This window comes from Flagellimonas flava (assembly GCF_050617915.1).
GTDB lineage: Bacteria > Bacteroidota > Bacteroidia > Flavobacteriales > Flavobacteriaceae > Flagellimonas > Flagellimonas flava_A.
Genome location: NZ_JBODQE010000003.1, coordinates 315,431 through 342,414, shown reverse-complemented (window position 1 = coordinate 342,414; position 26,984 = coordinate 315,431). Strand labels below are relative to the sequence as shown.

Annotated in this window: 29 protein-coding genes; 18 read left to right on the top strand and 11 right to left on the bottom strand. The window is 42.7% G+C overall.

All coding sequences use genetic code 11. From position 1 onward, the window contains the following. Positions 1-68: 68 nt before the first annotated feature. The 4 genes from ACRHOZ_RS10150 (at position 69) to ACRHOZ_RS10135 (ending at position 4,271) form a co-directional block, all read left to right on the top strand. Entirely contained in the window at positions 69-2,297 is a 2,229-nt protein-coding gene (locus ACRHOZ_RS10150) for a hypothetical protein (RefSeq protein ID WP_431125267.1), read from the top strand. Positions 2,298-2,449: 152 nt separating this feature from the next. Beyond that, complete coding sequence (locus ACRHOZ_RS10145) at positions 2,450-2,758, top strand: T9SS type A sorting domain-containing protein (protein ID WP_138837605.1); 309 nt, start codon at positions 2,450-2,452, stop codon at positions 2,756-2,758. 143 nt (positions 2,759-2,901) lie between these two features. Next, on the top strand, positions 2,902-3,225 hold the full coding sequence (locus ACRHOZ_RS10140; RefSeq protein ID WP_138837602.1) for a T9SS type A sorting domain-containing protein: 324 nt from the start codon (positions 2,902-2,904) through the stop codon (positions 3,223-3,225). A gap of 59 nt (positions 3,226-3,284) precedes the next feature. Continuing rightward, positions 3,285-4,271: an acyl transferase gene (locus tag ACRHOZ_RS10135; RefSeq protein ID WP_431125264.1), complete on the top strand. Its 987-nt coding sequence runs from the start codon at positions 3,285-3,287 to the stop codon at positions 4,269-4,271. On the opposite strand, the gene ACRHOZ_RS10130 is transcribed toward ACRHOZ_RS10135, so the two are convergent. Both ACRHOZ_RS10130 and tyrS read right to left on the bottom strand, forming a co-directional pair. Continuing rightward, complete coding sequence (locus ACRHOZ_RS10130; RefSeq protein WP_431125262.1) at positions 4,268-4,642, bottom strand: hypothetical protein; 375 nt, start codon at positions 4,640-4,642, stop codon at positions 4,268-4,270. The genes ACRHOZ_RS10135 and ACRHOZ_RS10130 overlap by 4 nt on opposite strands. A 54-nt stretch (positions 4,643-4,696) precedes the next feature. Further along, positions 4,697-5,992, bottom strand: coding sequence for a tyrosine--tRNA ligase (gene tyrS / locus ACRHOZ_RS10125; protein ID WP_431125260.1), 1,296 nt, complete (start codon positions 5,990-5,992; stop codon positions 4,697-4,699). An 85-nt stretch (positions 5,993-6,077) separates the two neighbouring features. On the opposite strand from tyrS, the gene ACRHOZ_RS10120 reads away from it, so the two are divergent. Further along, on the top strand, positions 6,078-7,076 hold the full coding sequence (locus ACRHOZ_RS10120) for an NAD-dependent epimerase/dehydratase family protein (protein ID WP_431125258.1): 999 nt from the start codon (positions 6,078-6,080) through the stop codon (positions 7,074-7,076). Here the strand turns inward: ACRHOZ_RS10120 and ACRHOZ_RS10115 are convergent. Genes ACRHOZ_RS10115 through ACRHOZ_RS10105 form a run of 3 tightly spaced genes read right to left on the bottom strand, consistent with a single transcriptional unit; the run spans position 7,073 to position 9,571 of the window. Further along, positions 7,073-7,504, bottom strand: coding sequence for a DUF4296 domain-containing protein (locus ACRHOZ_RS10115; RefSeq protein ID WP_431125256.1), 432 nt, complete (start codon positions 7,502-7,504; stop codon positions 7,073-7,075). The two genes, ACRHOZ_RS10120 and ACRHOZ_RS10115, sit on opposite strands and share 4 nt — an antisense overlap. A gap of 2 nt (positions 7,505-7,506) precedes the next feature. After that, entirely contained in the window at positions 7,507-8,841 is a 1,335-nt protein-coding gene (locus ACRHOZ_RS10110) for a dihydroorotase (RefSeq protein ID WP_431125255.1), read from the bottom strand. 1 nt (position 8,842) lies between these two features. Next, positions 8,843-9,571 (bottom strand): polyprenol monophosphomannose synthase, encoded by a 729-nt coding sequence (locus ACRHOZ_RS10105; protein WP_431125253.1) that lies wholly within the window; start codon positions 9,569-9,571, stop codon positions 8,843-8,845. Between the two features lie 121 nt (positions 9,572-9,692). Here ACRHOZ_RS10105 and ACRHOZ_RS10100 point away from each other — a divergent pair, with 121 nt between their 5' ends. The 3 genes from ACRHOZ_RS10100 to ACRHOZ_RS10090 are packed head-to-tail and all read left to right on the top strand — an operon-like array spanning position 9,693 to position 12,756. Then, a complete protein-coding gene (locus tag ACRHOZ_RS10100; RefSeq protein ID WP_431125251.1) occupies positions 9,693-11,363 on the top strand; it encodes an ArnT family glycosyltransferase in 1,671 nt (556 codons plus the stop codon). Next, on the top strand, positions 11,350-12,006 hold the full coding sequence (locus tag ACRHOZ_RS10095) for a DUF4271 domain-containing protein (RefSeq protein WP_431125249.1): 657 nt from the start codon (positions 11,350-11,352) through the stop codon (positions 12,004-12,006). The genes ACRHOZ_RS10100 and ACRHOZ_RS10095 overlap by 14 nt, the downstream gene beginning before the upstream one ends. Before the next feature lie 6 nt (positions 12,007-12,012). After that, positions 12,013-12,756: a uroporphyrinogen-III synthase gene (locus ACRHOZ_RS10090; RefSeq protein WP_431125247.1), complete on the top strand. Its 744-nt coding sequence runs from the start codon at positions 12,013-12,015 to the stop codon at positions 12,754-12,756. Positions 12,757-12,809: 53 nt separating this feature from the next. Here ACRHOZ_RS10090 and pckA read toward each other — a convergent pair whose 3' ends face one another. Together pckA and ACRHOZ_RS10080 are read right to left on the bottom strand one after the other, a co-directional pair. After that, positions 12,810-14,426 carry a phosphoenolpyruvate carboxykinase (ATP) gene (gene pckA, locus ACRHOZ_RS10085; protein ID WP_431125245.1) on the bottom strand — a complete coding sequence of 539 codons (1,617 nt, stop codon included), beginning with the start codon at positions 14,424-14,426 and terminating at the stop codon, positions 12,810-12,812. 72 nt (positions 14,427-14,498) lie between these two features. Further along, positions 14,499-14,882, bottom strand: coding sequence for a DUF423 domain-containing protein (locus ACRHOZ_RS10080; RefSeq protein ID WP_431125243.1), 384 nt, complete (start codon positions 14,880-14,882; stop codon positions 14,499-14,501). A 79-nt stretch (positions 14,883-14,961) separates the two neighbouring features. On the opposite strand from ACRHOZ_RS10080, the gene ACRHOZ_RS10075 reads away from it, so the two are divergent. The 5 genes from ACRHOZ_RS10075 to ACRHOZ_RS10055 all read left to right on the top strand — a co-directional run bounded on the left by ACRHOZ_RS10075 (position 14,962) and on the right by ACRHOZ_RS10055 (position 18,811). Continuing rightward, a complete protein-coding gene (locus ACRHOZ_RS10075) occupies positions 14,962-16,335 on the top strand; it encodes a saccharopine dehydrogenase family protein (RefSeq protein ID WP_431125241.1) in 1,374 nt (457 codons plus the stop codon). A 47-nt stretch (positions 16,336-16,382) separates the two neighbouring features. Then, the gene (locus ACRHOZ_RS10070) at positions 16,383-16,853 is read left to right on the top strand and encodes an Lrp/AsnC ligand binding domain-containing protein (RefSeq protein ID WP_138837573.1); all 471 of its coding nucleotides are present in this window, start codon (positions 16,383-16,385) and stop codon (positions 16,851-16,853) included. A 7-nt stretch (positions 16,854-16,860) separates the two neighbouring features. After that, complete coding sequence (locus tag ACRHOZ_RS10065) at positions 16,861-17,781, top strand: lipid A-modifier LpxR family protein (RefSeq protein WP_431125239.1); 921 nt, start codon at positions 16,861-16,863, stop codon at positions 17,779-17,781. A gap of 159 nt (positions 17,782-17,940) precedes the next feature. Next, positions 17,941-18,168: a hypothetical protein gene (locus ACRHOZ_RS10060; RefSeq protein ID WP_431125237.1), complete on the top strand. Its 228-nt coding sequence runs from the start codon at positions 17,941-17,943 to the stop codon at positions 18,166-18,168. A 124-nt stretch (positions 18,169-18,292) separates the two neighbouring features. After that, positions 18,293-18,811: a ferritin gene (locus ACRHOZ_RS10055; protein WP_138837569.1), complete on the top strand. Its 519-nt coding sequence runs from the start codon at positions 18,293-18,295 to the stop codon at positions 18,809-18,811. A gap of 69 nt (positions 18,812-18,880) precedes the next feature. On the opposite strand, the gene ACRHOZ_RS10050 is transcribed toward ACRHOZ_RS10055, so the two are convergent. The 3 genes from ACRHOZ_RS10050 to leuS form a co-directional block, all read right to left on the bottom strand. Continuing rightward, positions 18,881-19,582: a zinc metallopeptidase gene (locus ACRHOZ_RS10050; RefSeq protein WP_420401066.1), complete on the bottom strand. Its 702-nt coding sequence runs from the start codon at positions 19,580-19,582 to the stop codon at positions 18,881-18,883. A gap of 106 nt (positions 19,583-19,688) precedes the next feature. Next, positions 19,689-19,943: a SemiSWEET family sugar transporter gene (locus ACRHOZ_RS10045; protein ID WP_420401067.1), complete on the bottom strand. Its 255-nt coding sequence runs from the start codon at positions 19,941-19,943 to the stop codon at positions 19,689-19,691. Between the two features lie 37 nt (positions 19,944-19,980). Further along, positions 19,981-22,782: a leucine--tRNA ligase gene (leuS, locus tag ACRHOZ_RS10040; RefSeq protein ID WP_431125234.1), complete on the bottom strand. Its 2,802-nt coding sequence runs from the start codon at positions 22,780-22,782 to the stop codon at positions 19,981-19,983. 88 nt (positions 22,783-22,870) lie between these two features. Between leuS and ACRHOZ_RS10035 the strand changes: the two genes are divergently transcribed. The 5 genes from ACRHOZ_RS10035 to ACRHOZ_RS10015 all read left to right on the top strand — a co-directional run bounded on the left by ACRHOZ_RS10035 (position 22,871) and on the right by ACRHOZ_RS10015 (position 26,361). Next, entirely contained in the window at positions 22,871-23,749 is an 879-nt protein-coding gene (locus ACRHOZ_RS10035; protein ID WP_422349260.1) for a cell division protein FtsX, read from the top strand. 9 nt (positions 23,750-23,758) lie between these two features. Then, positions 23,759-24,022, top strand: coding sequence for a DUF3098 domain-containing protein (locus ACRHOZ_RS10030; RefSeq protein ID WP_431125231.1), 264 nt, complete (start codon positions 23,759-23,761; stop codon positions 24,020-24,022). Position 24,023: 1 nt separating this feature from the next. Continuing rightward, on the top strand, positions 24,024-24,818 hold the full coding sequence (locus ACRHOZ_RS10025) for an undecaprenyl-diphosphate phosphatase (protein ID WP_431125229.1): 795 nt from the start codon (positions 24,024-24,026) through the stop codon (positions 24,816-24,818). A 47-nt stretch (positions 24,819-24,865) separates the two neighbouring features. Next, complete coding sequence (gene truB / locus ACRHOZ_RS10020) at positions 24,866-25,564, top strand: tRNA pseudouridine(55) synthase TruB (RefSeq protein WP_431125227.1); 699 nt, start codon at positions 24,866-24,868, stop codon at positions 25,562-25,564. Positions 25,565-25,641: 77 nt separating this feature from the next. Continuing rightward, entirely contained in the window at positions 25,642-26,361 is a 720-nt protein-coding gene (locus ACRHOZ_RS10015) for a hypothetical protein (RefSeq protein WP_431125225.1), read from the top strand. Here ACRHOZ_RS10015 and ACRHOZ_RS10010 read toward each other — a convergent pair. Continuing rightward, a complete protein-coding gene (locus ACRHOZ_RS10010) occupies positions 26,344-26,976 on the bottom strand; it encodes a thioredoxin family protein (protein ID WP_431125223.1) in 633 nt (210 codons plus the stop codon). The genes ACRHOZ_RS10015 and ACRHOZ_RS10010 overlap by 18 nt on opposite strands. Between the last annotated feature and the right edge of the window lie 8 nt (positions 26,977-26,984).

The following is a 26,984-nucleotide window of genomic DNA, read 5'->3' as shown; positions in this document are numbered from 1 at the left end:
GACCAAGTGTAATTTATTAATGACCAAATATAAATTCTCAATTACTTACTTCTAAAAAAACTAAAACAATGAAAAAAACGCTTTTAAAATTCATTTTTGGCCTTTCTACACTGACTTTCGTGGTCTCTTGTAGTAGTGATGATGGAGGAAGTAGCACTATTTTGGCTACTTGCAATGACAACATCCAAAATGGCGATGAAACGGGAGTGGACTGTGGAGGTTCATCTTGCAACGAATGCCCAGTTAATGCCGTAGAACTTTCTGGTGATGTGAACACGGATACTACCTTGGATGCATCTTTGGAATACAACCTGACCGATGCCTACATTATTAAATCCGGGTCTTCTTTGACCATTCCTGCAGGTACAACAATCAAAGCTGCTGGTGGTACAGCTGCCTTTATCGGTGTTGAAAGAGGAGCCCAAATATTTATTAACGGTACGTCTTCCAATCCAGTGGTGATGACTTCCGGCGCCGCTAATCCTGCTCCAGGTGACTGGGGTGGATTGGTTATTGCTGGAGATGCTCCAACCAACAAAGGAACCGATATCACTACTGAAGTGGGTGACTTGACCTACGGTGGTAGCACTGCAGATGACAATTCAGGATCTATCCAATACCTAAGGGTTGAGTATACCGGTGCAACTTTCTCCAATGACAAGGAGTTTAACGGAGTATCCTTGTTTGGAGTAGGTTCTGGAACTGTTTTCAGATATGTACAGTCCTTTAACGGAGGTGATGACGGTATTGAATTCTTTGGTGGTTCCGTTGATGGTGACTTCTTGGTGTCCATCGGTAGTGGTGATGATTCCATTGATTTTGCTGATGGATGGACTGGAAATGGTAGCAACTGGTACATTTCCGGTGGTGCCAAAGCAGGTATTGAAGGTTCCAACAACGGAGATAATGGTGATGCTACTCCAGTAACCACAACCATGTTGAGCAATATCACGGTTGTTGGTCCTACCAACGATGAAGGTGCCTTGTTCTTCAAAGAAGGTGGTGGTAACTTTACCATCGACAACTTCTATGTAAGCAACGCCAAAATCGGGGTAAGCGTTAATGATACAGATGCCCAGGCTATTGCCCGAATCGACAATGGTGATCTTACCATTACCAACATCCAATTTTCTGATACTCCAGCGGATTTTGAAGCAACAACCTATACTGGCGCCAACGACTTCTTTACAGAAGGTGTGGCCACAGGTGCTGGCAACGGGGCTGCTTCTCCGAATTGGGCTGCAGGATGGACAACAGGATTGGACAATAGTGGAGCTGGTACGGAAAACTTGGCCGGTGAAATTTCAGGGGACGTTACCCTTGATGCAGCTGTTGAGTACTTGCTAACAGGTGGTCTTGTAGTAAGAACTGGTGGTTCCCTTACTATACCAGCCGGAACTACAATCAAAGCTGCTGGCGGTACTGCTGCCTTTATTGGAGTTGAAAGAGGAGCTCAAATCTTCATCAACGGGGAAGCTGACAATCCAGTTGTAATGACTTCTTCCAGTACAACCCCTACCCCTGGGGATTGGGGCGGTTTGGTAATCGCAGGGAATGCTCCTACAAACAAAGGAAACGATATCACTACTGAGGTGGGTGATCTTACCTATGGTGGAAATGTCGCTGATGACAATTCAGGATCTATCCGATACCTAAGAGTGGAGTACACGGGTGCCACTTTCTCCAACGATAAGGAGTTTAACGGGGTTTCCTTATTTGGTGTTGGTAACGGTACTACTTTCGAATACGTACAATCCTTTAATGGAGGTGATGACGGAATCGAGTTCTTTGGCGGTACAGTAAACGGCAACTACTTGGTTTCCATTGGTAGTGGAGATGATTCCGTTGACTTTGCTGATGGTTGGACAGGAAATGGTAGCAACTGGTACATCGCAGGTGGTCAAAAAGCAGGTATTGAAGGTTCCAATAACGGAGATGATGGAGATGCCACTCCCGTGACTACAACCACATTGAGCAACATTACGGTTGTAGGACCAGTGACCGAAGGAGCCCTATTCTTCAAAGAAGGAGGCGGAAACTTTACAATTACCAACTTCTACACTAGCGGAGTGGATCTTGGAGTAACCGTAAAAGACACTGATACAGAGGCGGCTGTTAGAATTGAGGCGGATGCCCTATCCATTGACCCAATGCAGTTTGCCAACCCTGCGACTGGATTTGCACAAACAGATTATGTTGGTGCCAACCAAGATTTTATCGTGGAAGGTGATAATACCGGAGCTGGGAACGGTGCCGATCAACCCACTTGGGCAGATGGCTGGACCACAGGTTTTTAAGTCTTGACAAAAGTTTGTTTTTATTAAAAAAGCCCCCTTACGGGGGCTTCTTTTTGCACTTCATCGAAAAGTGTGGGTTTTTTCCTTAGCCAATTCCCAATCGGATACCAATTTATTTATATTTGTGGCATAGCCTTTGTAACCAATACTTTATGAAGCACCTTTACCTCGTCTTTTTCTTTTTTGTTTGTTCCCTTGGATTCGCCCAGAGTTCCCAAGCAGGTTCAGATATTGACGGGTTTAAGTTGTACCCCAATCCAGTTACTTACGGCAAGGTCTATATTGAGACCACCCAAAATGCACCCAAGAAAATTCTCATTTTTGACGTTTTGGGCACCCAAGTACTTCAAACCACTATTTTAGGAAAGGAACTCAACCTGTCCAATCTGGATAAAGGAGTGTATATCCTAAGGGTATTTGAGCATAATAAAGTGGCTACCAGAAAGCTCATTATCAAGTAGTTTCCCCTATTTTAGGTTGCATTTCATCGGACACACATCAAAATAAGCCACTTTCCCAACACATTTCCTTGTTTCACAACATTTTATAGCCATTATAGCCTTGTTTATCTACTTTTATACTGCTTATACCCAAATCAGCATGTATGAAGAAAATCTACTTTATTCTCATTATGGCTTTACCTCTTTTCTCTTTCGGGCAGGAATTGGTCAGTGTTAACACTGAACAGGTACAGGAGCTTCAGGGATTTAAAATGTATCCCAACCCAGTTTATGGGGACGAGGTCTATGTTACCACTGCAACCAACGGTACCAAGCAGATTAAGATTTATGATGTATTTGGCGAAGTTGTGCTAACTGACAGAATCTCCACCAATACACTTAACGTATCCCGATTGGTTCCAGGTGTTTATGTACTTCAAGTGACGGAAGACAAAAAAACCATGACACGAAAACTGGTCATTAAATAGCCGCAACTTATACCGCCCTTCTTTAGAAGGGCATTTTTTTTGGGTACTTTTACGGCCCAATGAATAGTTCGCTATCCCAACGTATTTTTTCAATTGCTACCGCTGCGGAATTTGAGGCATTGACCTTGGAAATTTTTGGATTTCAATACCAAAACAACAAAGTCTACAGAACCTATTGCGAACATTTGGGCAAATCCCCGGACAAGGTGCACTCCATCGCAGCCATCCCCTTCCTGCCTATCGAGTTCTTTAAGTCATTTAGCATCACATCTTCCAATAATCCTGCTGAAGCCATTTTTGAAAGCAGCGGAACCACTGCTGGTTCTACCAGCAAACATTATATCACCGATTTAAGTCTATACAAGCAAAGTTTTAGTACTGCGTTTCAGGCTTTTTATGGCGATGTGAAATCCTATTGCATTCTTGCCCTATTGCCCTCTTATTTGGAAAGAGAAGGTTCGTCCTTGGTATATATGGTCAACGATTTGGTTTCAAAATCAGAGCATCCTGATAGTGGTTTTTATCTTGATGAACTTTCAACACTAAAAGAAAAACTAATGGCACTGGAAGCTACAGGAACCCAAACTTTGCTCATTGGGGTATCCTTTGCCCTGCTGGATTTGGCCGAACAATTTCCGATGTATCTAAAGCACACCACCATAATGGAAACCGGGGGAATGAAAGGACGAAGAAAGGAACTGATTCGGCAAGAATTACATGGAATATTAAAAAATGCTTTTAAGGTTGATTCCATACATTCTGAATATGGGATGACCGAATTACTATCCCAGGCCTATTCCAAAGGCAATGGCATTTTCCAAACCCCGCCATGGATGAAAATCCTGACTCGGGACACAGAAGACCCCCTGAGCTTGCAATCCCATCAAAAAACTGGGGGAATAAAAGTGATTGATTTGGCCAATATAAATTCCTGCTCCTTTATTGCGACCCAGGATTTGGGTAAAACTTTTTCTGATGGGTCTTTTGAGGTTTTGGGCCGTTTTGACCACTCTGATGTTCGGGGCTGCAACCTAATGGCCCTTTAGTCTTTGGAATAATAGTAGGTAATCTCATCGTCAGCAATCAAAGGCTCATCTACAAATGTTAGGGTTAATGTATCTCCCTCTTCTTCATAGGTGTATTCCCTACCTTCAATACCAATTACGCCGTTGTTATCCGTGTAGGTATAAGTGCCCGCAGGGGCAATGAATTCATTCTCGGAATCATTTTCGATCACCACGCTTTGCGTTTCTTCGTTAAACTGAATGGTGTGTGTACTAAAATCAAAGTCCTCCCCAAAAAAGCAAAAACAGACCACATTGTCCAAAACCCACTTGTCATCACTTGGATTGATATCATCATCCGAAGTACATCCTGAGACCATAAGGACTAGAAATAAAAATATGACGTTCTTCATCGTTAAAGCAATTGTTCCCTTAGAAGATGAAAAAATTGTGGAACGTTGCGCGACCTATTCTGCTACAAGAACAAAATAATTTCGTCTTCCTCTTTGCAGTATGACAAATTTACCATTGATAAGATCCTCTTCAGAAATCAAATAACCTTCCTTTACTTTTTGTTTGTTGACGGAGATGGAATTCTGCTTCAATTCCCTGCGTGCCTCCCCGTTGGATCCCAAAAATCCCGTCTTGGCTGCCAAGGCTCCAATCATATCCAAGCCAGGGGTCAGCTCACTTTTGGAAACGGTGGCTTGGGGAACCCCATCAAATACATCCAAGAATGTTTTTTCATCCAAGGCTTTGAGGTCCTCCGAAGTGGACTTTCCAAAAAGAATATTACTGGCCTTGATAGCGTTTTCCAAGTCCTCTTTGGAGTGGACCATAGTGGTTATCTCCTCGGCCAATTTCTTTTGCAAGGCCCTCAAGTGAGGTTCTTGCTTATGGCTTTCCACAAGCGTTTCAATTTCCTTTTGGGTCAAAAAGGTGAAGATCTTAATGTATTTCTCAGCATCTTCATCTGAGGTGTTCAACCAATACTGATAAAACTTATAAGGAGAAGTGCGTTCGGCATCCAACCAGACATTCCCGCCTTCGGTCTTTCCAAATTTGGTGCCGTCAGCCTTGGTAATCAAAGGACAGGTCAAAGCAAAACCTTTTCCGCCACCAATCCTTCTGATCAGCTCGGTTCCCGTGGTAATATTCCCCCATTGATCACTGCCCCCCATCTGCAGGGTGCAATTATGGTGCTGGTACAAGTATAAAAAGTCGTATCCTTGAACCAATTGATAGGTAAATTCCGTAAAAGACATGCCCTCTTTAGCATCGGAAGAAAGTCTCTTTTTTACAGAATCCTTGGCCATCATATAGTTTACGGTGATGTGCTTGCCCACGTCTCGGATGAAATCCAGGAATGAGAAATCCTTCATCCAGTCATAGTTGTTTACCAAGACAGCAGCATTGGGCGCATCACTATCAAAATCCAAAAATCTCCCCAATTGGGATTTGATGGCTTCTTGGTTGTGCCTAAGCGTAGCTTCGTCCAAAAGGTTACGCTCTGCAGACTTTCCAGACGGGTCGCCAATCATTCCTGTAGCTCCCCCAACCAAAGCAAAGGGCTTATGTCCGGCCAATTGAAAATGGCGCAGCATCATTACACTGACCAAATGGCCAATATGTAAGGAATCCGCTGTTGGATCTATACCTACATAAGCAGCCTGCATTTCCTCCATCAAATGCTCCTCGGCTCCGGGCATTATATCATGAATCATTCCCCTCCACTGCAGTTCCTGCACAAAATTCTTTTCCATTACCATTGCTTAAGCATAGCTGCAAATATAAAATGAAGATCTTACTTACTTCAATAAATCCAATGCAAATAGGTATTTTTATCCCATGATTTTGGTTACAGGAGGTACTGGTTTAATAGGCTCCCATTTGCTATTCCAATTGGTGCAAGACGGAAAGTCGGTAAAAGCCACCTATCGTAACCAAAAATCCTTGGAAAAAGTCTCCAAGATATTTGATTACTACTCAGACCAACCAGAATCACTTTTAGACAAAATTACTTGGGTCCAAGCTGATATTACCGATGTAGGCACATTGGAAAAGGCTTTCAAGGATGTGACCCATGTCTACCACTGTGCCGCATTGATCTCTTTTGATCCCAGGCAATTGGATCAGCTCATACAAGCCAATTCCGAAGCCACTGCCAACATGGTAAATCTTTGTATTGCGAACGGGGTGAAAAAACTCTGTTATGTGAGTTCCATAGCTGCCATTGGCCCTAGTGTTAAGGGAAAGATGGCCACCGAGGAAAATGAATGGAACGAAGCCAACGTTTCGGTCTATGGACTTACCAAGCACGATGCCGAACTGGAGGTTTGGCGGGGAAGCCAGGAAGGTTTGCCCGTAGTTGTCGTAAACCCTGGAGTGGTTCTGGGCCCGGGTTTTTGGAAATCGGGCAGCGGTTCTTTCTTTACCTATGCTAAAAAAGGTAAAAGACATTTTATTCCCGGAGGAACCGGATTTGTCTCGGTCAATGATGTCACCAGGGCCATGACCCACTTGATGGATTCAGACATCAACAATGAACGATTCATTTTAGTGAATGAAAATCTAACCTACTCCGAATTTTTTAAAAGAATATGTAATCGTTTGGGTGTAACCCATCCAGACAAGCCCATCCCTTTTTGGATGCTGGAACTGTTTTGGCGTTGGGACGGATTGCGAAGCAAACTTAGAGGGAAAAGGCGACGACTCACAAAAAATATGGTCAAGGGCATGTACAGGAGGGAAATCTACAACAACACCAAAATAAAAAGGGCCTTGGATTTTACCTATGATAATCTGGATGAAACCTTGGATTTTTGTTGCGAGAAATTTAAATCCTAGTTCACTTCCTGCTCCTTTTTGGAAGCTTTAGAAAGGTTGGTGGAATCCCGATTTTGCTTTCGGGCTTTTCGCACACTGTCATTCTTTTTCTTGGTAACCCCTTCCATAGCATTTTTTCTTCGCTCCAATATGGCATCCACCTCTTCATAAATGGCCTGGTATTCCAAGGGTACGGAAGCGTAGTAGAGATCACTTTCCACAAACTGGACACTATCTATTCCGTGTTTATCAAACAGGTAGTCCATGATGGTGATTCCCTTGTATTCCAGAATGGGTTCCAAATTGTCGCCTCCCGCTTTGAGCAATGCCAAATCATGGAAGATTTCAACCATTTTTTCCTTGGGAATCAGGTTTTCCGGTTTATCAATAACTGCTTCCCCACATGCCAACAGTAGAAGCCCTAAGCAGCAAAGAAACATACGCTTCATTATCATCTATTGAAAGTTAACCTTTTAGCCTTGCGTTCGGCGCTAAAATTACCTTGGTCAAATGCCAAATGCCCATTGACAAAGGTCCGTACTATTTCAGAACCAAAAGTAACACCTTCAAACGGAGACCAGCCACATTTGTAAAGAATATTGGATTTTTTAACCGGATTTTGTGAATTTCGCTTCACTTGTACCAAATCGGCATAGTATCCTTCCCGAATAAAACCTCTTCGGTCCAAATCAAAAAGCTTTGCTGGATTGTGGCACATTTTTTCCACCATTTTTCCCAAGCCTATTTTGCCTTCCTCTTCCTTTTGCAACATGGCCAAAAGAGCATGCTGTACCAGTGGCCCTCCTGATGGTGCTTTGGTGTAAGGGTTGTTCTTTTCTTCCAAGGTATGCGGGGCATGGTCCGTGGCCACAATGTCAATCCGATCATCCAACAGGGCTTCCCAGAGTTTTTCCCTATCTGCGGCCGTCTTGACCGCAGGGTTCCATTTGATCAAGGTTCCCTTTTTTTCGTAATCCTCATCTGAAAACCACAAATGATGAATGCAGACCTCAGCCGTGATTTTCTTGTCTTCCAAGGGGATGGTATTGGTAAACAAATCGGTCTCCACGCCTGTGGAAACATGGAAAACATGAAGTCTTGCCCCTGTCTTCTTGGCCAAAGCAATAGCCTTTGAAGAGGAAAGATAACAGGCTTCACTACTTCGGATAATGGGATGGAGTTTTATGGGAATGTCATCCCCATATTGCTGGGTGTAATGGGCCATATTGGCTCTAATGGTGCCTTCATCCTCGCAATGTGCAGAAATCACCATTTCCGTGTTGGAAAAGATTTTTTCCAAAACCTCTTCGTTATCCACTAACATGTTACCCGTTGAGGAACCCAAAAACAACTTCACTCCCGAGCAAGCATTTTTGTCCAGACGCTTCAATTCCTCCAGATTGTTATTGGTGCCCCCAAACAGAAAGGAGTAATTGGCAAAGGAATCCTTGGCCGCAACGGCAAATTTTTCTTCCAGTTTCTCAATTGTTGTGGTCTGGGGATTGGTATTGGGTTGCTCCATGAAGGTGGTAATCCCGCCCGCTATGGCCGCCCTACTTTCGGTGGCAATGGAACCTTTGTGGGTAAGACCAGGCTCTCTAAAGTGCACCTGATCATCTATGATTCCTGGAAGCAAAAGGTCGCCCTTTAAATCTATGACCTGGGCATGTTCGTCCGAGATATCGGGATCAATTCGGGAAATCAATTCTCCATCCAAAAGTATGTCTGTCTCAAAAATCTGGTTTTCATTGACAACTTTGGTATTCTTTAATAGGGTCTTTGACATGCTAAAAACTCTTTTTGAAAAATATACTTCTGAACTTCATGGCAATCACTCCAAAAATGGCTTCCCTGACAATGGAAGAATTCATCTTGGATTTACCATTGACACGATCGGTGAATATGATAGAGACTTCCTCAATCTTGAATTTTTTGAGATAGGCGCGGTATTTCATTTCAATTTGGAAGGCGTAGCCTATAAATCGCACCTTGTCCAAATCAATGGCTTCCAACACCTTTCTATGATAGCAAACAAAACCGGCTGTGGGGTCATGCACCTTCATTCCTGTGATGATTTTTACATAGAAGGAGGCCCCATAACTGAGTAAGATTCGGAACAAGGGCCAATTAACAACATTGACGCCTTTTTTGTATCTGGATCCAATCGCAACATCTGCCCCATTTAAACAGGCTCTGTGCAATCGGGAAAGATCGGCGGGGCGATGGGAGAAATCCGCATCCATTTCAAAAATATAATCGTAATCCCTTTGCAAGGCCCATTTAAAACCATGAATATAGGCTGTTCCCAGTCCTGACTTTTCTTTTCGGACTTCCAGGAACAAGCGCTCAGGAAATTGCTCTTGAAGTACGCGTACGTTTTGTGCGGTGCCATCAGGGGAATTATCGTCAACCACCAAAACATGGAAATTCTTTTTAAGATCAAAAACCGTTTTTATGATAGCCTCAATGTTCTCAATTTCATTGAAGGTGGGTATGATCACAATGCCATCTACCATTAGCGCACAATTAGAGTGCAAAAATAAGCTTTTCTGCTTAGCGGAAGGCTACAGTTTTAGCACTGTTCCAATTAAGGTATTTACCTTTATTTGTACCTTTGGCCCATCTAAACTCCAATTGATGACCCAAAAGTTTCCCAGGTTGTTTTATCTTCTTCTGGCCGCTCTTTTTGTTCTCAATCTCATTCAAGCATCCTTCACGGAACTCATTTTTGACGAGGCTTATTATTGGTATTATGCCCAAAATTTGGATTGGGGGTATTTTGACCATCCGCCCATGGTGGCCTTCCTGATTGAGATTAGCAGTTGGTTCTTTGATGGCGAATTGGGGGTTCGTTTCATGAGTTGCCTGCTATCGGTTGGCACCTATGTAGTGCTATGGTCAGCCATTGATCATCCCAAGAAAAAGGAGTATGTATGGCACTTCTTTTTGCTGCTGTTCTCCATGACTTTGATGAACGCCTATGGTTTCTTTACCCTGCCGGACACTCCGTTGCTCTTCTTTACGGCCTTGTTTCTGCTGCTGTATAAAAAGTTTCTGGAAAACCCCACTTATTGGACAACCATTGCTTTAGGCCTGGTCATGGCAGCTTTGATGTACAGTAAGTACCATGCCGTTTTGGTCATCCTCTTTGTTTTTCTGTCGAACATAAAACTGGTGTTCAACGGAAAAGCCTGGTTGGCCGTGGTTGTGGCTCTATTGTGCTATGTACCGCATTTTATGTGGTTGTTTGAGCACGACTTTGTTTCCATTAAATACCATCTTTTTGAAAGGCCCAATCAAGCCTATTCTTTTGAAAAATTTACATTGGGATACTTCCTTAATCTCGTGGCTATTTTTGGCCTCTTGTTCTATTGGGTATACTTTGCATTGATCAAGGATAAAGATTCCGATAAATTTTCAAAGGCCCTTCGTTTTCTAACTTATGGGGTTATCCTGTTCTTTTTTGTATCCAGTTTTAACCGTAGGGTACAGACCCAATGGGTGATCATCATTTCCATTCCCTTGGCCATCATTGCCTTTAAGCATTTGATTGAAAATGCCCAAAGCCGAAAATGGATGTTTAGAATGGGCATTGCCAGTGCCATTTTAATGTTCTATGCCAGGGCCTGGTTGATCCATCAGCCCCTTTTACCTTTGGTTTATGAAGCCCATGGAAACAAGGCTTGGGTAAACGATCTGGATTCCAAATTGGGGGATGCCTTTGTGGTATTTGAAAATTCTTATCGCAGAGCTCCCATGTATGAGTTTTATACTGGAAAACCTTCTTTTTCCTTGAACAATGCCTTCTACAGAAAAAATCAGTATTCCATTGACGGTTCCGAAGAAAGGATGAGGGGTAAAAATATTGCCATGGTATCCATGTATCGTAAAAGTGGTGATTTCTCGTACCTCAACGCAAAGGGAACCCAGTTTTTTGGGGTGTTTATGGATGATTTTTATTCCCTTCGCAAATTGGCTTGCATTTCGGAAAAGAACACTGACAACGGGGAATGGAATCTAAAGGTTTATAATCCCTATCCCTTTGATGTTGCCTTGGACAGTTTGAATTATGCTATGGCCTATACGGATGTTTACAAGAAGGTTAGGGGTAGCGTACCACTTAACGTAGAAGCTATAAACCCACAACAAACAATCCTTAAGTCGAAGGATACGGCTTATTATAAATTTCAATTCCCAAAGTCCGAAAAATTGGAAAATGCGGGCTATTTTAGGATTGGTTTGGGGTACGGAAGCCTAATCCCCGGACTGAATGGAACTCCCATAAAGATTGAAGATGGAACCCATTAGCAAAACGGTTGAATCATTGGATTGGATGACCATGGTGCTATTTTTTAGCATGATGGTACTTGCCCTGGGAAAATATCTGTTCCAAAACAAGTTCCTGAATTTTATGATACTCCCGTTCAACAACAAGTACGTGGTCCTGAATAATAAAAAGGGGAGGCTCTTGAATTGGTTCCATATTTTATTGACGATTTTTCAATTGATCAATCTATCCTTGTTCCTCTTTTTGGCACAAAAGGCCTTTTACCCAATGGCTCCGGAAGATTATCTGTACAGTTTCTTCATCATATTAGGTGGTGTGCTGTTGTTTCAGTTAATAAAACTGTTGCTGCAACTAGGGAAGGGGATTGTTTTTAATACCCAGGGAATGGTCATTGATTTACTGTTCAACAAAACTTCCTACCTCAACCACAGTAGTTTGGTCATGTTTGTAGCCAATATTGCCTTGGTGTATATATATAAGGACTCCCAGATTGCTATTTATGCGGCATTAATCTTAATTATTTCCATTAATGCCATAGGAATCTTCAAGCTGATGAAGAACCATCAAAAAGTCATAATTTCCCACTTTTTCTATTTTATTTTGTACCTTTGCACACTCGAAATTGCGCCCCTAGTAATAGTTGGAAGCTATCTAAAAGATTGAAAGCTTATGAAAGTAAAGACAATTTTGGTTTCCCAACCAGAACCCAAAATAGAAAATTCCCCCTATTCACGACTCATCGAAAAAGAAAAAGTAAAGGTAGATTTCAGACCTTTTATTCATGTTGAGGGAGTTCAGGCAAAGACCGTGAGGCAGCAGAAAATTGATCTCAACAATTTTACCGCTATCATCTTGACCAGCAGAAATTCTGTGGATCATTTCTTTAGAATAGCTGAGGAAATGCGATTCAAGGTGCCAGATACCATGAAATATTTTTGTCAGTCAGAGGCTGTGGCCTACTACCTTCAAAAGTATGTGGTTTATCGCAAGCGGAAAATATATGTAGGTAAGCGAACCTTTCCTGAATTGGTTCCCCTTATCAAAAAATACAAGGACGAAAAGTTCCTTTTACCTTCATCGGATACCTTAAAAGCGATTGTTCCACAAGCCCTTGATGAATTGGGAGTGGATTGGAAAAGAGGAATTTTTTACAAAACGGTCATCAGTGATCTTTCCGATCTTAGGGATGTTTATTATGATGTTTTGGTATTCTTTAGCCCATCGGGTATTGAATCCCTATTGAAAAACTTCCCCGATTTTGAACAAAAAAATACCCGCATTGCGGTATTTGGAAATAGCACCGTTAAGGCCGCCACTGAAGCTGGTCTTCGAATAGACATTCAGGCACCTACTCCTGAAACGCCATCCATGACCATGGCGCTTCAGAAGTACATTACCAGTGTGAACAAATAGAAGATTACTATATCTAAGCATAAAAAAGCCCCGATAAATCGGGGCTTTTTCTTTTAAAAGGTATATCGTTGCGGGCCTCCCCGTCTTATCTCTTCGCTGGCATAGGCCTCAAACTTCTTAAAGTTTTCCCGAAAAGCATTGGTCAGTTTAAAGGCTGTTTTATAGTAAGCCTCATCATCGTTCCAGGTTGCCCGCGGACTTAGTACGCTGGTAGGCACACCTGGGCATTCCCTTGGTTGTGCAACCCCAAAAACGGAATGAATGTGGTATTTATCATAGCTATAAAGACCCAGCTCCCCACTTAGAGCTGCACTGATCATGGCTCGGGTATATTTCAGCTCCATCCGTTTGCCCACTCCGTAAGGACCTCCGGTCCATCCCGTATTGATAAGCCAAACGTCCACTCCTGATTCCTGCATTTTCTTGCTCAACATTTCTGCGTAAACCGCAGGATGCAATGGCATAAAAGGAGCTCCAAAGCAAGCGGAAAAAGAAGGTTGTGGCTCAACCACACCAGCTTCGGTTCCTGCCACTTTTGCCGTATATCCGGAAATAAAGTGGTATGCCGCCTGGGCGGGAGTCAATTTTGAAATGGGAGGCAAAACCCCAAAAGCATCGGCAGTTAAAAAGAAAATGTTCTTCACATTCTTTCCTATGGAAGGTTGCTGGATATTCTCAATATGATAAATGGGATAGCTAACCCTGGTATTCTGAGTGATGGAAGTGTCTGCAAAATCAACAACTCCTTGATCATCCAAAATCACGTTTTCCAAAATGGCACCTTGCTTAATGGCTCCATAGATTTCAGGTTCCTTCTCCGCAGAAAGATCAATGACCTTGGCATAACATCCGCCTTCAAAATTAAATACGGTATTTTGGGCCGTCCACCCATGCTCGTCATCTCCAATCAGTTTACGGTTGGGATCCGTGGAAAGTGTAGTCTTCCCTGTCCCGGACAAGCCAAAAAATAAAGCGGTATCACCATCTTCCCCAACATTGGCAGAGCAATGCATTGGTAAGGTATTTTTAAAGACCGGTAGAATGAAGTTCAATGCAGAAAAAATTCCCTTTTTGATCTCTCCAGTGTATCCGGTTCCGCCAACAAGGGCAATTTTTCTTGAGAAGTTGAGAATGGCAAAATTATGTTGTCTTGTTCCATCAATTTCTGCATTCGCCATAAAGCCCGGTGCGTTTACCACGGTCCATTCAGGGTCAAAGGATTCCAATTCCTCCGCAGTTGGTCTTATAAACATGTTGTACGCAAACATGTTGGACCAAGGATACTCGTTTATTACCCGTATGTTGAGCTTGTAGTCATCCTCCGCACAGGCATAACAATCCCGAACAAAAAGCTCCTTTTCGTTAAGATAATTAATGACCTTGTCATACAATTTGTCAAATTTCTCCGGTTCAAATGGGATGTTGATGTTTCCCCACCAGATTTTTTCCTCGGTGATGTTGTCCTTAACGATAAAACGGTCCATAGGTGACCTACCGGTAAACTCTCCCGTATTGACCGCCAAGGCCCCTGAAGAAGCCTCCTTTCCCATTTTCTTTTCTATCGTCAACCCGTGTAACTCATTGGGAGACAACTGATAATGCACATTGTTGTGCGCTATTCCATACTGCTTTAACGAAATCGATTTCGTAACTGGTGTATAGGTATCCATTTTGATGTTTTAAAATTGGTACAAAGCTAGAAAAATCTAACTGCTACCAAACCAATTTTGTGATTAATTCCCTTATTTTTTAGCTAAAATGCAATACCCTAGAAAGCCCCAGGCAAAGATGAGAACAGTGCCCCCTAAAGGCGTCAACAGCGCAATGGTTTTGAAGTCAAAAGCAACCAAACTATTAATTGACAACAAATAGATGGAACCTGAAAAGAGAATGACACCGATAACAACCAGCCTGAAAACCGTTTTTTGCTTTTTAAGATCCAATGCATTCCATGTCCCCAAAAAAAGAAGCAAAAGGGCATGGTACATTTGATAGCGCACCCCGGTCTCAAAACTTCCCACGGCATCTACTGATATTAATTTTTCCAGCCCATGGGCACCAAAAGCACCCAATACTATGGCCAATAAACCCATTACAATTCCACCCAACAATATTGTTCTGTTCATAACTTTATAACTATGTTTTTTTAGAAATATAACAATTTGATACCTTAGTAGCCGTTTTAATCAAAAGTAACCAAATCGTATGGTCCGAACTATTTTGGTCGTTGGAGCCGGCAAGTCTACTTCGTATTTGTTGGATTATCTGCTTAAAAAATCAACAGAGGAGAAACTTAGGTTGATTATTGGCGATCTACGTCCAGAAAATATTCCAGCTGATATCGCATCCCATCCCAATTGCGATGTTATTCAACTGGATATCCTTAATGATGATGCCAGAAAAAAAGCCATTGAAGTCTCCTCTTTGGTAATTTCCATGCTGCCGCCTAGTATGCACATCAAAATTGCCCAGGATTGTATCCTGTACAAAAAACATTTGGTCACTGCTTCCTATGTCAGCAAGGAAATTGAAGCTCTGGACCCCGAAGCCAAGAAAAATGGACTGGTCTTCATGAACGAAATTGGCTTGGATCCCGGCATTGATCATATGAGTGCAATGGAGGTGATAGACCGGATTAGGGACAAGGGTGGAAAAATGTTGTTGTTCGAATCTTTTACCGGAGGTCTGGTTGCCCCGGAAAACGACTCTAACCTTTGGAGCTATAAGTTCACCTGGAATCCAAGAAATGTGGTGGTGGCAGCCCAAGGTGGTGCAGCAAAGTTCATCCAAGAGGGAACCTATAAATACATTCCATATCAGAAAATTTTTAGAAGAACAGAGTTGGTCGAAATTGAAGGCTATGGGGATTTTGAGGTGTATCCCAATAGAGATTCCCTCAAGTATCGGGAGGCCTATGGTTTAGAAGATGCCTTGACGCTTTTTAGGGGCACCATGCGGCGCGTTGGTTTCTCCAAGGCATGGCACATCTTTGTGATGCTGGGCATGACGGACGATACTTATGCGGTTGAGAATTCCGAAGGGATGTCTTACCGCGAATTTGTGAACCTTTTCCTTCCTTATTCGCCCACAGATTCGGTGGAACTGAAGTTGCGTCATTATCTCAAAATAGATCAAGATGACATCCGATGGGGAAAATTACTGGAACTCAATCTGTTTGATGATTCCAAGAAAATCCCGTTGAAAAATGCCACTCCGGCCCAAATGCTGCAGTACATTTTGGAAGATAGCTGGACCTTGAACCCTGACGAAAAGGATATGATCGTGATGTATCACAAATTTGGATACGAGCTGGACGGCAAAAAGAAGCAACTGGATGCCAATATGGTAGTGCTTGGTGAGAATCAGACCTACACCGCCATGGCCAAGACAGTGGGCTTGCCCGTTGCCATGGCAGCGCTGCAAATACTAAACAAAAAAATTGTCACTCCTGGGGTTCAAATTCCCATTGCCAAGGAAGTATATGGTCCCATACTTGAAGAACTCAAATCCTATGGCATTCATTTTAACGAATACCAAGTGCCCTATTTAGGATATAATCCAGACTCTATAGGAAATTAGGCTTTTGTTGTTTTTAGGTATCTTTAGTTTCGAATAAGAAGCTTTTGATGAGAAACACAAACAAATCCGTTAAGATTGACGGTATAGATAAAAAAATCCTAAGGTTTTTGATGGAGGATGCGCGCAAGCCTATTTTGGAAATTGCAAGAAGTATTGGCATTTCCGGGGCAGCAATTCACCAGCGTCTTCGCAAACTGGAAAGTTCGGGACTTTTGTCGGGTTCCAAATTCGTTATCAATCCAAAGGTATTGGGGTACACGACCATGGCCTACATCGGAATTTTCTTGGATAAAGCCATGTCCAATCCGCAAGCTGTAAAAGAGCTTGAAAAAATCCCTGAAGTACTGGAATGCCACTATACAACTGGAAATTGGTCCATCCTCATTAAAGTTTTGTGTAAGGATAATGAGCATTTGATGACTGTACTCAATAAAAAAATCCAACAAATTGAAGGAGTGTCCCGAACAGAAACTTTTATTTCACTCCACCAGCAAATCGACAGACAGATTTCCATTTAGGTCATTCATGAAACAATTTTTGTTTGCTTTTTTATTGGGACTCTCCATGTTCTATTCATATGCCCAGCGTAGTTATGATCCCATGATTTATTCGCACCAAATACAGGTGCAGCATGATAATGACTTCCTGGCATTGACAGACCGCTACTACTCTTCCGGGCTATTTATCTCGTATCAAAAGTTGTTATCAAAAGGGATTTTTGGCGAGTATGAACAACTTGGTTTCAAACTTGGGCAAGAAGTCTATACACCATCCCAAACCCAAAGCACCAATACAAATGTATTCGATAGGCCTTATGCAGGGTTTTCGGGAATTTGGATCAACTGGTCGCTAAGCAAGCAAAATCAGCTGTTTGAATTGGAGTCCCTTTTAGGTTTTGTGGGGCCTGATTCTGGAGCGGGAGGACTGCAACGCTGGTACCACAGGGCCATTGCCATTTCAGATTCGCCCATTTGGGTGGAGGAACTACACAATAGTTTTCACACCAATCTATATTTCACCTATACCAAGGAATGGGAACTTGCTCCCAACCCTTTTGGCATCAGGTTGGCCGCACAACCAAAATTGGCCGTTGGATCTAGGGATATTTATGCCAGTAGTGAGGCCATTTTTCATTTTGGCAGGCGGAATCCGATAGGTAAGAGCATTGCATTTAACCGCTTGGGCAGTAACGCCAGGGAAATCTACTTCGCCCTAAGGTTCATGTACAAGCAGGTATTTTACAATGGTTTGATAGAAGGTAATTTGTTTGGTGACAACTCGCCTGTATTGGGCATTCCAAAGAACAGCCTCTTCCGTATTGGGTTTGATTTCAACCATCGCTTTGATGTTCATGATTACCGCGTTGGAATTCGATATAATACGGCAGAAACCCCCAGCTCCAAATCCCATGCTTATATTGTGCTCGCCTATAGCCGTAGTTGGTGATAGGAAAATGCACTTCATACAGAAGTATTTGTATTCAATCTAAATAAAGATTACTTTTGCTCTTCCATGAGGGTAGTGTACCAATCCACATATTATACATTGTACCAATCTGAAAGCGAACGCTGCTTTTATATCGATTTTGTGCAAAAGACTGTAAAGATGTCCTTTTGTCAACTATTGGCTCTTAGACATAAAGTACTGTCCATCCCCATTGAAGACCACTTTGACAGTGACCTGAACAAACACGGCTTTGAACTTTTGCAACTCTGCAACAAAGAACACCTCTTTATTCTCAATACCTTGGAGGTGTTGGATCTAAAATCACTTGTTGACCAGGGATTTGTTTTGCTTGGGGTATCCGCCAATTCAGAAGCGCTCTCCATATAGATTAGTGCTGCTTATTTTTATTCAATCTAAAACTCCTTATAAATAAAGTACTTGGCCCATTAGCTAGCTTAATTTCCATACTTTTATAGTAGGATAATGAATTATTGACGATAAATCTATTAAGATGAAAGATATAGCTAGACAAGCAATGAGCATAAAGGTAGAATCCATGGATTTGCTCAACAGCCAAATCAAGATGGAAGCACATGCCTCGGCCACCTATTTGGCCATGGCTTCGTGGTGCGAACAAAATGGTTTTTTTACCAGCGCTAAGTTCTTTTTCAAACAGGCCGAGGAAGAACGCGAGCATATGATGAAAATATTCAATTTTTTGATTGATGCAGGCGGAAGTCCTTATTCTCCGGAAGTGACCAATATCAATCACGACTACTCCTCCATTGTAGATGTTTTTGAGCACACTTTAGATCATGAAATTGCCGTGACCAAATCCATTCACAATATTGTGATGAAAGCCAGAGAACTAGGTGACCTTACTACCGAAAGATTTTTGGACTGGTTCGTTATGGAGCAGGTGGAAGAAGAAAACACGATCCGTGATATTCTTGATATGATCGCAGTGACCGGCACCGAAGGTGTAGGATTACAAGTAATTGATGATCATGTGGGGAATTGGATCAATTAACTAAATAATCTGCCAAAAAGAAAACGGAGCCAAATGGCTCCGTTTTTTATTTTATGCTTTAATAAAAGGTTAATCCCTTCCGCCAAACACTTGGAAAGCCCAGTACACCAAGGAAGCCAAGGCTCCCAAAGCTGCTACCAAATAAGTTCTTGCCGCCCATTTCAAGGCGTCCTCAGCCCCAGCATATTCCTGTTGGCTCACCATGTTTTTTTGTTTCAACCAGGCCAAAGCCCTGTTACTGGCATCATATTCCACCGGCAGGGTGATAAAACTGAAAATGGTGGCCATTCCCATCATCACCAAGCCCGCAACCGCAATATAAAATCCTATTCCGCCTGCTGCGCCAGTGGCCGCCATAAGGGCTATACCTCCAAACACAATCCATGTAGACATCCCTGAGGTAACACTTACCACGGGAACCAGTTTGGACCTCATCGTCAACCATTCGTAAGCTTGTGCATGTTGCACCGCATGGCCTACTTCATGGGCTGCTACCGCAGCAGCGGCAGCGTTTCTTTGGCTATACACCCCCTCGCTTAGGTTTACGGTCTTGTTTTTGGGATTATAGTGATCTGTCAACATTCCGGCAGTGGAAATAACCTTCACATCGCGGATGCCGTGATCATCCAACATCTTTTGTGCTATCTCCGCTCCACTCATTCCATTTCGAAGATGCACCTTGGAGTACTGCTTAAACTTGCTTTTTAATCGGCTGCTTACAATCCAACTGATCAAAGCTATTCCACCGATCAATATATAGTATGTCATCATAGTTTCCTGTTTTAGTCTTATAAAGATATCAACTCTAAAGCAAAAATCCAGCCAATCCAAAAAGCTGTCAATTTACTGACAAAATGTACGTAGGCTTAAAAGGAAATTATTTGTGCCGTAGTTTGAGAACCAGCATGCACACCACCAAAATACCGGTAACGGCATTGGCTAAAATAATGGCCAAACTGCTGTGGTAAATCCCATAGTACAACCAAAGTATGGTTCCAATAAGGAACGCACTATACATGGTAAATGAGATGTCCCTGGTGGATCTGGTCTTCCACGTTTTGTACACCTGTGGTACAAAGGCGCTGGTGGTAAGGCTGGCGGCGACCAACCCAATGATTTCAATGGTATCCATTATTGGTTATTAGGATATGGGTTATCCAGAACTATGTTTAACCCACAATATTTACAATCTTGCCCGGCACAACAATCACCTTCTTGGGCTCCCGGCCGTTCAATTGGGCCTGGGTTTTTTCATGGGCCATAACCACCGCCTCTATTTCATCCTTTCCCATATCCAATGGCAACTCCAGCTTAAATCTCATCTTGCCATTAAAGGAAATGGGATATTCCTTGCTGTTTTCCACCAAATGCTTTTCATCAAATTTGGGGAATGCAGCTGTTGAAATGGATTCTTGATGTCCCAATTTTTCCCATAACTCTTCTGCAATGTGAGGGGCATAAGGTGATACCAAAATAGCCAAAGGTTCCAATATGGCCTTACTCTTGCACTTTTGTGCAGTCAACTCATTCACACAGATCATAAAAGTGGACACCGAAGTGTTGAAAGAGAAGTTCTCTATATCTTCTTCTACCTTTTTGATGGTCTTATGTAGGGTTTTGAGGTTGTCTGCTGTGGGTTGCACAGCTTCCTCCATGGTTGCATACAACTTCCAGAGCTTTTTTAGGAACGAATGCACTCCTGTTATTCCAGCAGTGTTCCAGGGTTTGGATTGCTCCAGGGGGCCCAAGAACATTTCATACAGTCGCAAGGAGTCTGCCCCGTATTCTTCACAGATATTATCGGGGTTGACCACATTGTATTTGGATTTGGACATTTTTTCAATCTCCCGACCCACAATATATTTCCCATCTTCCAAGATAAACTCCGCATCTTGATAATCGGGTTGCCATTTTTTGAAAGCTTCAATATCCAATTCATCCGAAGCATTCACCAAGGAAACATCAGCATGGATTGGAATCACATTTTTCCCATTGGTCAATCCTTTGGAATAAAGTGTGTTGGAATCCATATCCTTGTAAACAAAGGCACTTGTCCCTGTAATCATACCCTGGTTGATCAGTTTCTTGGCATATTCCTTTTTGGGGGCAATCCCTTTGTCAAACAAGAACTTTTGCCAAAAACGGGAATACAACAGGTGACCCGTAGCATGCTCGCTCCCTCCTATATACAAATCCACATCCTGCCAATAGCCAATTGCTTCATTTGAATAGATAGCCTCATTATTTTGTGGATCCATGTATCGGTTAAAATACTGGGAACTCCCTGCCCAACCTGGCATGGTGTTCAACTCCAGTGGGAAAACCGTTTTGTCATCGATCAATTCGTTGGCCACCACCGTATTGGATTCAGTATTCCACGCCCAATGCGTAGCATTGCCCAAAGGTGGTTCCCCAGTTTCTGTGGGCAGGTACTTTTCCACTTCGGGGAGTTCCAAGGGCAGGTGCTCATCAGCAATCATTTGGGGCATTCCGTCCACGTAATAGACCGGAAAAGGTTCCCCCCAATAGCGTTGTCTACTAAACACAGCATCCCGAAGACGATAGTTTATCTTACCCTCTCCCTGTCCAATTTTTTCCAATTCGTCAATGACCTTTCTTGTGGCTTCCTTAAAATTCAGTCCGTTCAAAAAGTCAGAGTTGCCAATAATGGTATTGGCCTTATCGGCAAAAGCCTCTTCGGAAATATCCACTCCTTCAAAAATATTGGGAATGGGAATATCAAAATGTTGGGCAAAATCGTAATCCCGCTGATCCCCACAAGGCACGGCCATAACGGCTCCGGTTCCATAACTGGCTAAGACGTAGTCCCCAATCCAGATCGGAACGGGTTCTTTGGTAAACGGATGCTCTGCATACGCTCCGGTAAATACCCCAGAAATGGACTTTACATCGGCCATCCGATCTCTTTCGGAACGTTTTGCCGTGGCTTCCACATAGGCCTCCACTTCCGCTTTTTGTTCTGCTGTGGTAATCTTCTCGACCAGTTCATGCTCAGGAGCCAAGGTCATAAAACTGGTTCCAAATATGGTGTCTGGGCGTGTAGTGAATACCGCAATTTTGTAATCCTCGTTTTGTACGTTGAATTCGACATGCGCGCCCTCAGAACGACCAATCCAATTGATCTGAGAATCCTTTAGCGGTTGGGGCCAATCAATGGTGTCCAATCCATCCAACAAACGTTGGGCATAAGCGGTAATCCGCATGCTCCATTGGGTCATTTTTTTACGGATCACAGGGTGTCCCCCACGTTCCGAAACCCCATTCACAATCTCATCATTGGCCAAGACCGTACCCAATGCGGGACACCAGTTCACCTCGGTATCCGCCAAATACGTCAATCTATATTGTAAAAGTATTTTCTGTTTGGTCCTATCCGAAAATCCGGCCCAATCCTGAGCTTCAAATGCTTGTACATCATCATCACAAACCGCCTGGACTTTGGTGTTCCCTTCTTTCTCAAAGATGGAAACCAAAGTGGAAATATCTTCGGCCTTATCGGATGTTTTGTTGTACCAAGAATTAAACAACTGGATAAAAACCCATTGGGTCCATTTGTAATATTTAGGGTCCGATGTTCGCACTTCACGACTCCAATCAAACGAAAACCCAAGTTGGTCCAACTGCTCCCTATATCTTTTGATATTGGCTTCCGTTGTAATGGCAGGATGCTGACCTGTTTGTATGGCATATTGCTCCGCAGGAAGACCAAAGGAATCGTAGCCCATGGGATGCAGCACATTGAACCCATTGTGCCTTTTATAACGGGCATAGATATCACTGGCAATATATCCCAGGGGGTGTCCAACATGCAATCCGGCCCCAGATGGATAAGGAAACATATCCAAAACATAGTATTTGGGCTTGTCGGAATTGTTGGAAGCTTTGAACGTTTGGTTCTCCGCCCAGTATTTTTGCCATTTGGCTTCTATCTCCCTGAAATTGTAATCCATGGTCTACGCGTCATTTTCGAATTGCAAAAATAGCTTTAATCCCCTAATTACGATTTACTTTTCTATTTTTACATACTGATTTTCCCATATGAGCCAATATATTGAACGATATCAGCGCAGAAGGCTAATTTCCTCATACTTTTCCGTGGTTTTGAGCATTGCTTTGGTGCTATTTTTAGTAGGGGTTTTAGGACTATTGGTCTTGAACACCAAAAAACTGGGGGATCATTTTAAGGAACAAATCACCATTTCCGTATTCTTAAAGGACAATGCCAAAGCTGTGGAAATTGAGCAATTGCAAAAAAGCTTGGCCTTGGCAGACTATACAAAATCCGCCCATTATGTTTCCAAAGAAGATGCCGCGGAACAGTACAGCGAGGATATTGGGGAGAACTTCGTGGAATTTTTGGGCTATAACCCGCTAAAAAATTCGATAGACGTCAACCTCAAAGCAGATTTTGTTTCTCCCACCCAGATAGAGGAAATTGCATCAGACATCAATACCAAAACCTATGTGGAAGAGGTGAGCTATGACAAACCATTGATTTCATTGCTCAATGATAATGCCCGTAAAATCAGTATTTGGATTTTGGTGGCCAGTGCTGTGTTTACCGCTATAGCGGTCTTGTTAATCAACAGCTCAATAAGGCTATCGATTTATTCCAAACGATTCATTATCAAAACCATGCAAATGGTTGGGGCCACGAAAAAGTTTATTAGAAAACCCTTTATCTGGCAAAACATCAGATTGGGGATGTTGGGAGCCACCTTGGCGCTGATCGCCTTGGGAGTGGTTCTGTATTATGTGAATACAAATTTCCCTGAGTTGAATATATTCCAGGACGTACTGGTTCTGGTCCTTTTATTTGGAGGTGTCTTTGGTTTGGGGGTCATCATTTCTTGGGGCAGCACCCATATTGCCACCCAACGGTTCTTAAATCTGAGAACGGACGATCTTTATTATTAACTTTACAATATGAGTAAGAAAAATAAGAAAGCAACAAACGCGAACAGACCTTTTATCTTCCAGAAGAAAAACTATGTGTTTCTCTTTATAGGTCTGGCTTTTATTGCCCTTGGGTTTATCTTGATGAGCGGTGGTGGCAGCGACGACCCCAATGTTTTCAATCCCGATATCTACAGCTTTAGAAGAATACGCTTGGCACCCACTTTGGTGCTCATAGGTCTTGGAATACAGGTCTATGCCATTTTGTTGAACCCTAACAAAAACAAAAAATAGTTTGGAGTTAATCGATGCGATTATCCTTGGTATCATTCAGGGACTTACCGAGTTTTTACCTGTTTCTTCAAGTGGACATTTAGAATTGGGCAAAGCCATTTTAGGCGCGGAATCTCTTCCAGAGGAGAGTCTGTTATTTACCGTGGTGCTTCATTTTGCCACAGCACTGAGTACTATCGTTGTTTTTCGAAAAGATGTATGGGAAATTATTCGGGGGCTTTTTCAGTTCAAATGGAATGAGGAAACCCAATTTTCCCTGAAAATTATCATCTCTATGATTCCAGCTGCGCTTGTTGGCTTTTTCTTGGAGGATTTTCTAGAGGTCTTTTTTGATGGGGCCATCATTATTGTGGGCATCATGTTATTGATTACCGCCATCCTTTTATATTTGGCCGATTTGGCCAAGACTACGGACAAGGGTGTGTCCTACCGCAGTGCCTTTGTGATTGGTATGGCGCAGGCCGTTGCCATTTTACCCGGTATTTCCAGAAGTGGGGCAACCATCTCCGCAGCCGTTCTTTTGGGTGTGGACAAGTCCAAGTCAGCTCGATTTTCTTTCTTGATGGTCGTACCATTGATCTTGGGGAAAATGGCCAAAGACATCTTAAGTGGCGAGATAGATTTTGCGGGGGACCAAGCCGTTGCCATGGGAGCCGGTTTTATTGCCGCATTTATCGCTGGTTTGGCTGCCTGTACCTGGATGATCAAATTGGTACGGCAAAGTAAGCTTACCTATTTTGCCATTTATTGTTTGATCATAGGTCTTATTGCCATTGCTTGGAGCATTTGGGGATAGCCTTTCCATAACGATTCTTACCTTTAGTCCCAAAAAATTACAGGGAATTGAAAACCAAAGAAGATTTCTTAAACGGGCAGATATTGCTCATTGATAAGCCATTGGAGTGGAGTTCATTCCAAGCGGTGAATGCCTTGAAGTGGGCCATTCGGAAGAAATTTGACCTAAAAAAAATAAAGATTGGCCACGCCGGTACATTGGATCCTTTGGCCACAGGCCTATTGATTATCTGTACTGGAAAGTTCACCAAAAAAATTCCGGAGCTCCAAGGACAGATCAAAGAATATACTGGGACTTTTACTTTGGGTGCCACCACCCCTTCCTATGATATGGAAACTGAAGTAAACCAAACCTTTCCCATGGATCATATTACGGATGACCTTCTTTATGAAGCCACAACCAGCTTTCTGGGTGAAATTGACCAAGTGCCCCCTGTATTCTCCGCCTTAAAAAAAGATGGTAAACGGCTTTACGAATTTGCTCGGGAAGGAAAGGAAGTGGAAATTAAATCCCGTAAAGTTGAAATCCACACCTTCGAAATAACCAAAATCCGTATGCCACATGTGGACTTCAGAATTGTTTGTAGCAAGGGTACCTATATCCGATCCATTGCCCATGATTATGGCAGATCCGTACAGTCTGGGGCCTATCTCTCCGCATTGAGAAGAACCAAAATAGGTGATTTTAACGTAGATAATTCCGTCACACCAATGGTTTTCAAGACAAATCTTGGAATGGAAGGATAAATTTCTTTCCCGATTCCAGTAGTTTCGGCAACCTTTGGTGTAAAATAATTTTGAAAAAAAGCGGTTATAATAAGACCATGAATCTGAACAGGAACCAGTTATCATTTTTAATAACTTTTTTCTCCATGTCCATTATCGTTTTGTTGCTTTTCAACATTCATTTGGGCGGGATGCAAGAAGAAGAATATGTTATTGAAATGAGTTTGGATGATGAAGATATTGAGGAGTTGCTGAAGGAAGAAGAGGAACGTTTGGAAGAATTGGCCAACAACGAACCCATAAAAAGCCATATGGCCTTTAATGAAACGGCCAAACCCACCATAGGCAACCCCGAACCTCTAAAAACCCTGGAAGAACTCATGGAAGAGCGTGCCTTGAACAGTGAGGAGGGCGAATTTTCAGATGCGGACAGCGATTTTGCCAACCAGCTGAAGGAATTGGCCGCAAAACGGGAGGAAAAAAAGGAGCTTCTGGGAGAAAGGGAGGCTCAAAAGGAAGAATTCACCAATTACTTAAAGGATAGACGCACTTCCATTTCATTTTCATTGGTTGATAGAAATGCCTATTCCCTACCTCCGCCCATTTACACCTGTATTGAAGGAGGAAAGGTGGTCATCAATATAAAAGTGGATAATAACGGTTATGTTACAGAAGCTGATTTTAATGATAGCAGTTCCGGCACCACAAACTACTGCCTCATTGAAAATGCCATTACCTATGCGCTAAAGGCGCGGTTTAGTCCAGATTCCAAGAATTCACAGATTGGAACGATTACTTATCTATTCCAAAGGAAGTAAATCAAGCAAATCGTTTAAGGTGTTTTGCCCTTTGTCCTTGTTGTACCAAACCTGAAGATCTTGCTTGAATTCGGATGTCAATGTTCCGTGTTCTTTTTTGAAGTCTTCCACCATCTGGGTTGCGATGCTGGGTCTAGGACCCCATTCCCCAACTATTGCATTAGCCTCCTTATCCAAAACAATAAGTTTTGGAATGGATTGTGAGCCATTGGTCAGGAATTGATTCATTAAATCCAGGTTCTCATCCCGAAGCACGACTTTAAATTCGATATTCGGGTTTAGCGCTGCAATCTTGTTCATAACAGGGAGACTCGGTGCGGCATCCCCACACCAGCTTTCACTTAAAACCAGAAAAACAAGTTTGGACTTCACTTTTGCAATCCGCTGCTGCGCTTCTTCAGATATTTTGATGGTCTTGTCCCACCGTTTCATCCGGCGGTCGTTGAGTTCCGTATAATTGATTAGGGATTCCAACTGCTCCGGCCCCGTGGTTTGTCCATTTTTTGCCAATTGCTCCACCAAGCTACGGTACTCCCCATATTCCATGCCTTTGGAAATTCCTTCTTGGATAAGTTCCAAAGTGTTCTTCTGTATTTTTGCTTCCGCTACTTCCATTCCTTTTT

Coding starts and splice junctions, on each gene's coding strand:
- ACRHOZ_RS10150 (WP_431125267.1), top strand. CDS start 69: ATGAAAAAAACGCTTTTAAAATTCATTTTTGGCCTTTCTACACTGACT.
- ACRHOZ_RS10145 (WP_138837605.1), top strand. CDS start 2,450: ATGAAGCACCTTTACCTCGTCTTTTTCTTTTTTGTTTGTTCCCTTGGA.
- ACRHOZ_RS10140 (WP_138837602.1), top strand. CDS start 2,902: ATGAAGAAAATCTACTTTATTCTCATTATGGCTTTACCTCTTTTCTCT.
- ACRHOZ_RS10135 (WP_431125264.1), top strand. CDS start 3,285: ATGAATAGTTCGCTATCCCAACGTATTTTTTCAATTGCTACCGCTGCG.
- ACRHOZ_RS10130 (WP_431125262.1), bottom strand. CDS start 4,642: ATGAAGAACGTCATATTTTTATTTCTAGTCCTTATGGTCTCAGGATGT.
- tyrS (WP_431125260.1), bottom strand. CDS start 5,992: ATGGAAAAGAATTTTGTGCAGGAACTGCAGTGGAGGGGAATGATTCAT.
- ACRHOZ_RS10120 (WP_431125258.1), top strand. CDS start 6,078: ATGATTTTGGTTACAGGAGGTACTGGTTTAATAGGCTCCCATTTGCTA.
- ACRHOZ_RS10115 (WP_431125256.1), bottom strand. CDS start 7,504: ATGAAGCGTATGTTTCTTTGCTGCTTAGGGCTTCTACTGTTGGCATGT.
- ACRHOZ_RS10110 (WP_431125255.1), bottom strand. CDS start 8,841: ATGTCAAAGACCCTATTAAAGAATACCAAAGTTGTCAATGAAAACCAG.
- ACRHOZ_RS10105 (WP_431125253.1), bottom strand. CDS start 9,571: ATGGTAGATGGCATTGTGATCATACCCACCTTCAATGAAATTGAGAAC.
- ACRHOZ_RS10100 (WP_431125251.1), top strand. CDS start 9,693: ATGACCCAAAAGTTTCCCAGGTTGTTTTATCTTCTTCTGGCCGCTCTT.
- ACRHOZ_RS10095 (WP_431125249.1), top strand. CDS start 11,350: ATGGAACCCATTAGCAAAACGGTTGAATCATTGGATTGGATGACCATG.
- ACRHOZ_RS10090 (WP_431125247.1), top strand. CDS start 12,013: ATGAAAGTAAAGACAATTTTGGTTTCCCAACCAGAACCCAAAATAGAA.
- pckA (WP_431125245.1), bottom strand. CDS start 14,426: ATGGATACCTATACACCAGTTACGAAATCGATTTCGTTAAAGCAGTAT.
- ACRHOZ_RS10080 (WP_431125243.1), bottom strand. CDS start 14,882: ATGAACAGAACAATATTGTTGGGTGGAATTGTAATGGGTTTATTGGCC.
- ACRHOZ_RS10075 (WP_431125241.1), top strand. CDS start 14,962: ATGGTCCGAACTATTTTGGTCGTTGGAGCCGGCAAGTCTACTTCGTAT.
- ACRHOZ_RS10070 (WP_138837573.1), top strand. CDS start 16,383: ATGAGAAACACAAACAAATCCGTTAAGATTGACGGTATAGATAAAAAA.
- ACRHOZ_RS10065 (WP_431125239.1), top strand. CDS start 16,861: ATGAAACAATTTTTGTTTGCTTTTTTATTGGGACTCTCCATGTTCTAT.
- ACRHOZ_RS10060 (WP_431125237.1), top strand. CDS start 17,941: ATGTCCTTTTGTCAACTATTGGCTCTTAGACATAAAGTACTGTCCATC.
- ACRHOZ_RS10055 (WP_138837569.1), top strand. CDS start 18,293: ATGAAAGATATAGCTAGACAAGCAATGAGCATAAAGGTAGAATCCATG.
- ACRHOZ_RS10050 (WP_420401066.1), bottom strand. CDS start 19,582: ATGATGACATACTATATATTGATCGGTGGAATAGCTTTGATCAGTTGG.
- ACRHOZ_RS10045 (WP_420401067.1), bottom strand. CDS start 19,943: ATGGATACCATTGAAATCATTGGGTTGGTCGCCGCCAGCCTTACCACC.
- leuS (WP_431125234.1), bottom strand. CDS start 22,782: ATGGATTACAATTTCAGGGAGATAGAAGCCAAATGGCAAAAATACTGG.
- ACRHOZ_RS10035 (WP_422349260.1), top strand. CDS start 22,871: ATGAGCCAATATATTGAACGATATCAGCGCAGAAGGCTAATTTCCTCA.
- ACRHOZ_RS10030 (WP_431125231.1), top strand. CDS start 23,759: ATGAGTAAGAAAAATAAGAAAGCAACAAACGCGAACAGACCTTTTATC.
- ACRHOZ_RS10015 (WP_431125225.1), top strand. CDS start 25,642: ATGAATCTGAACAGGAACCAGTTATCATTTTTAATAACTTTTTTCTCC.
- ACRHOZ_RS10010 (WP_431125223.1), bottom strand. CDS start 26,976: ATGGAAGTAGCGGAAGCAAAAATACAGAAGAACACTTTGGAACTTATC.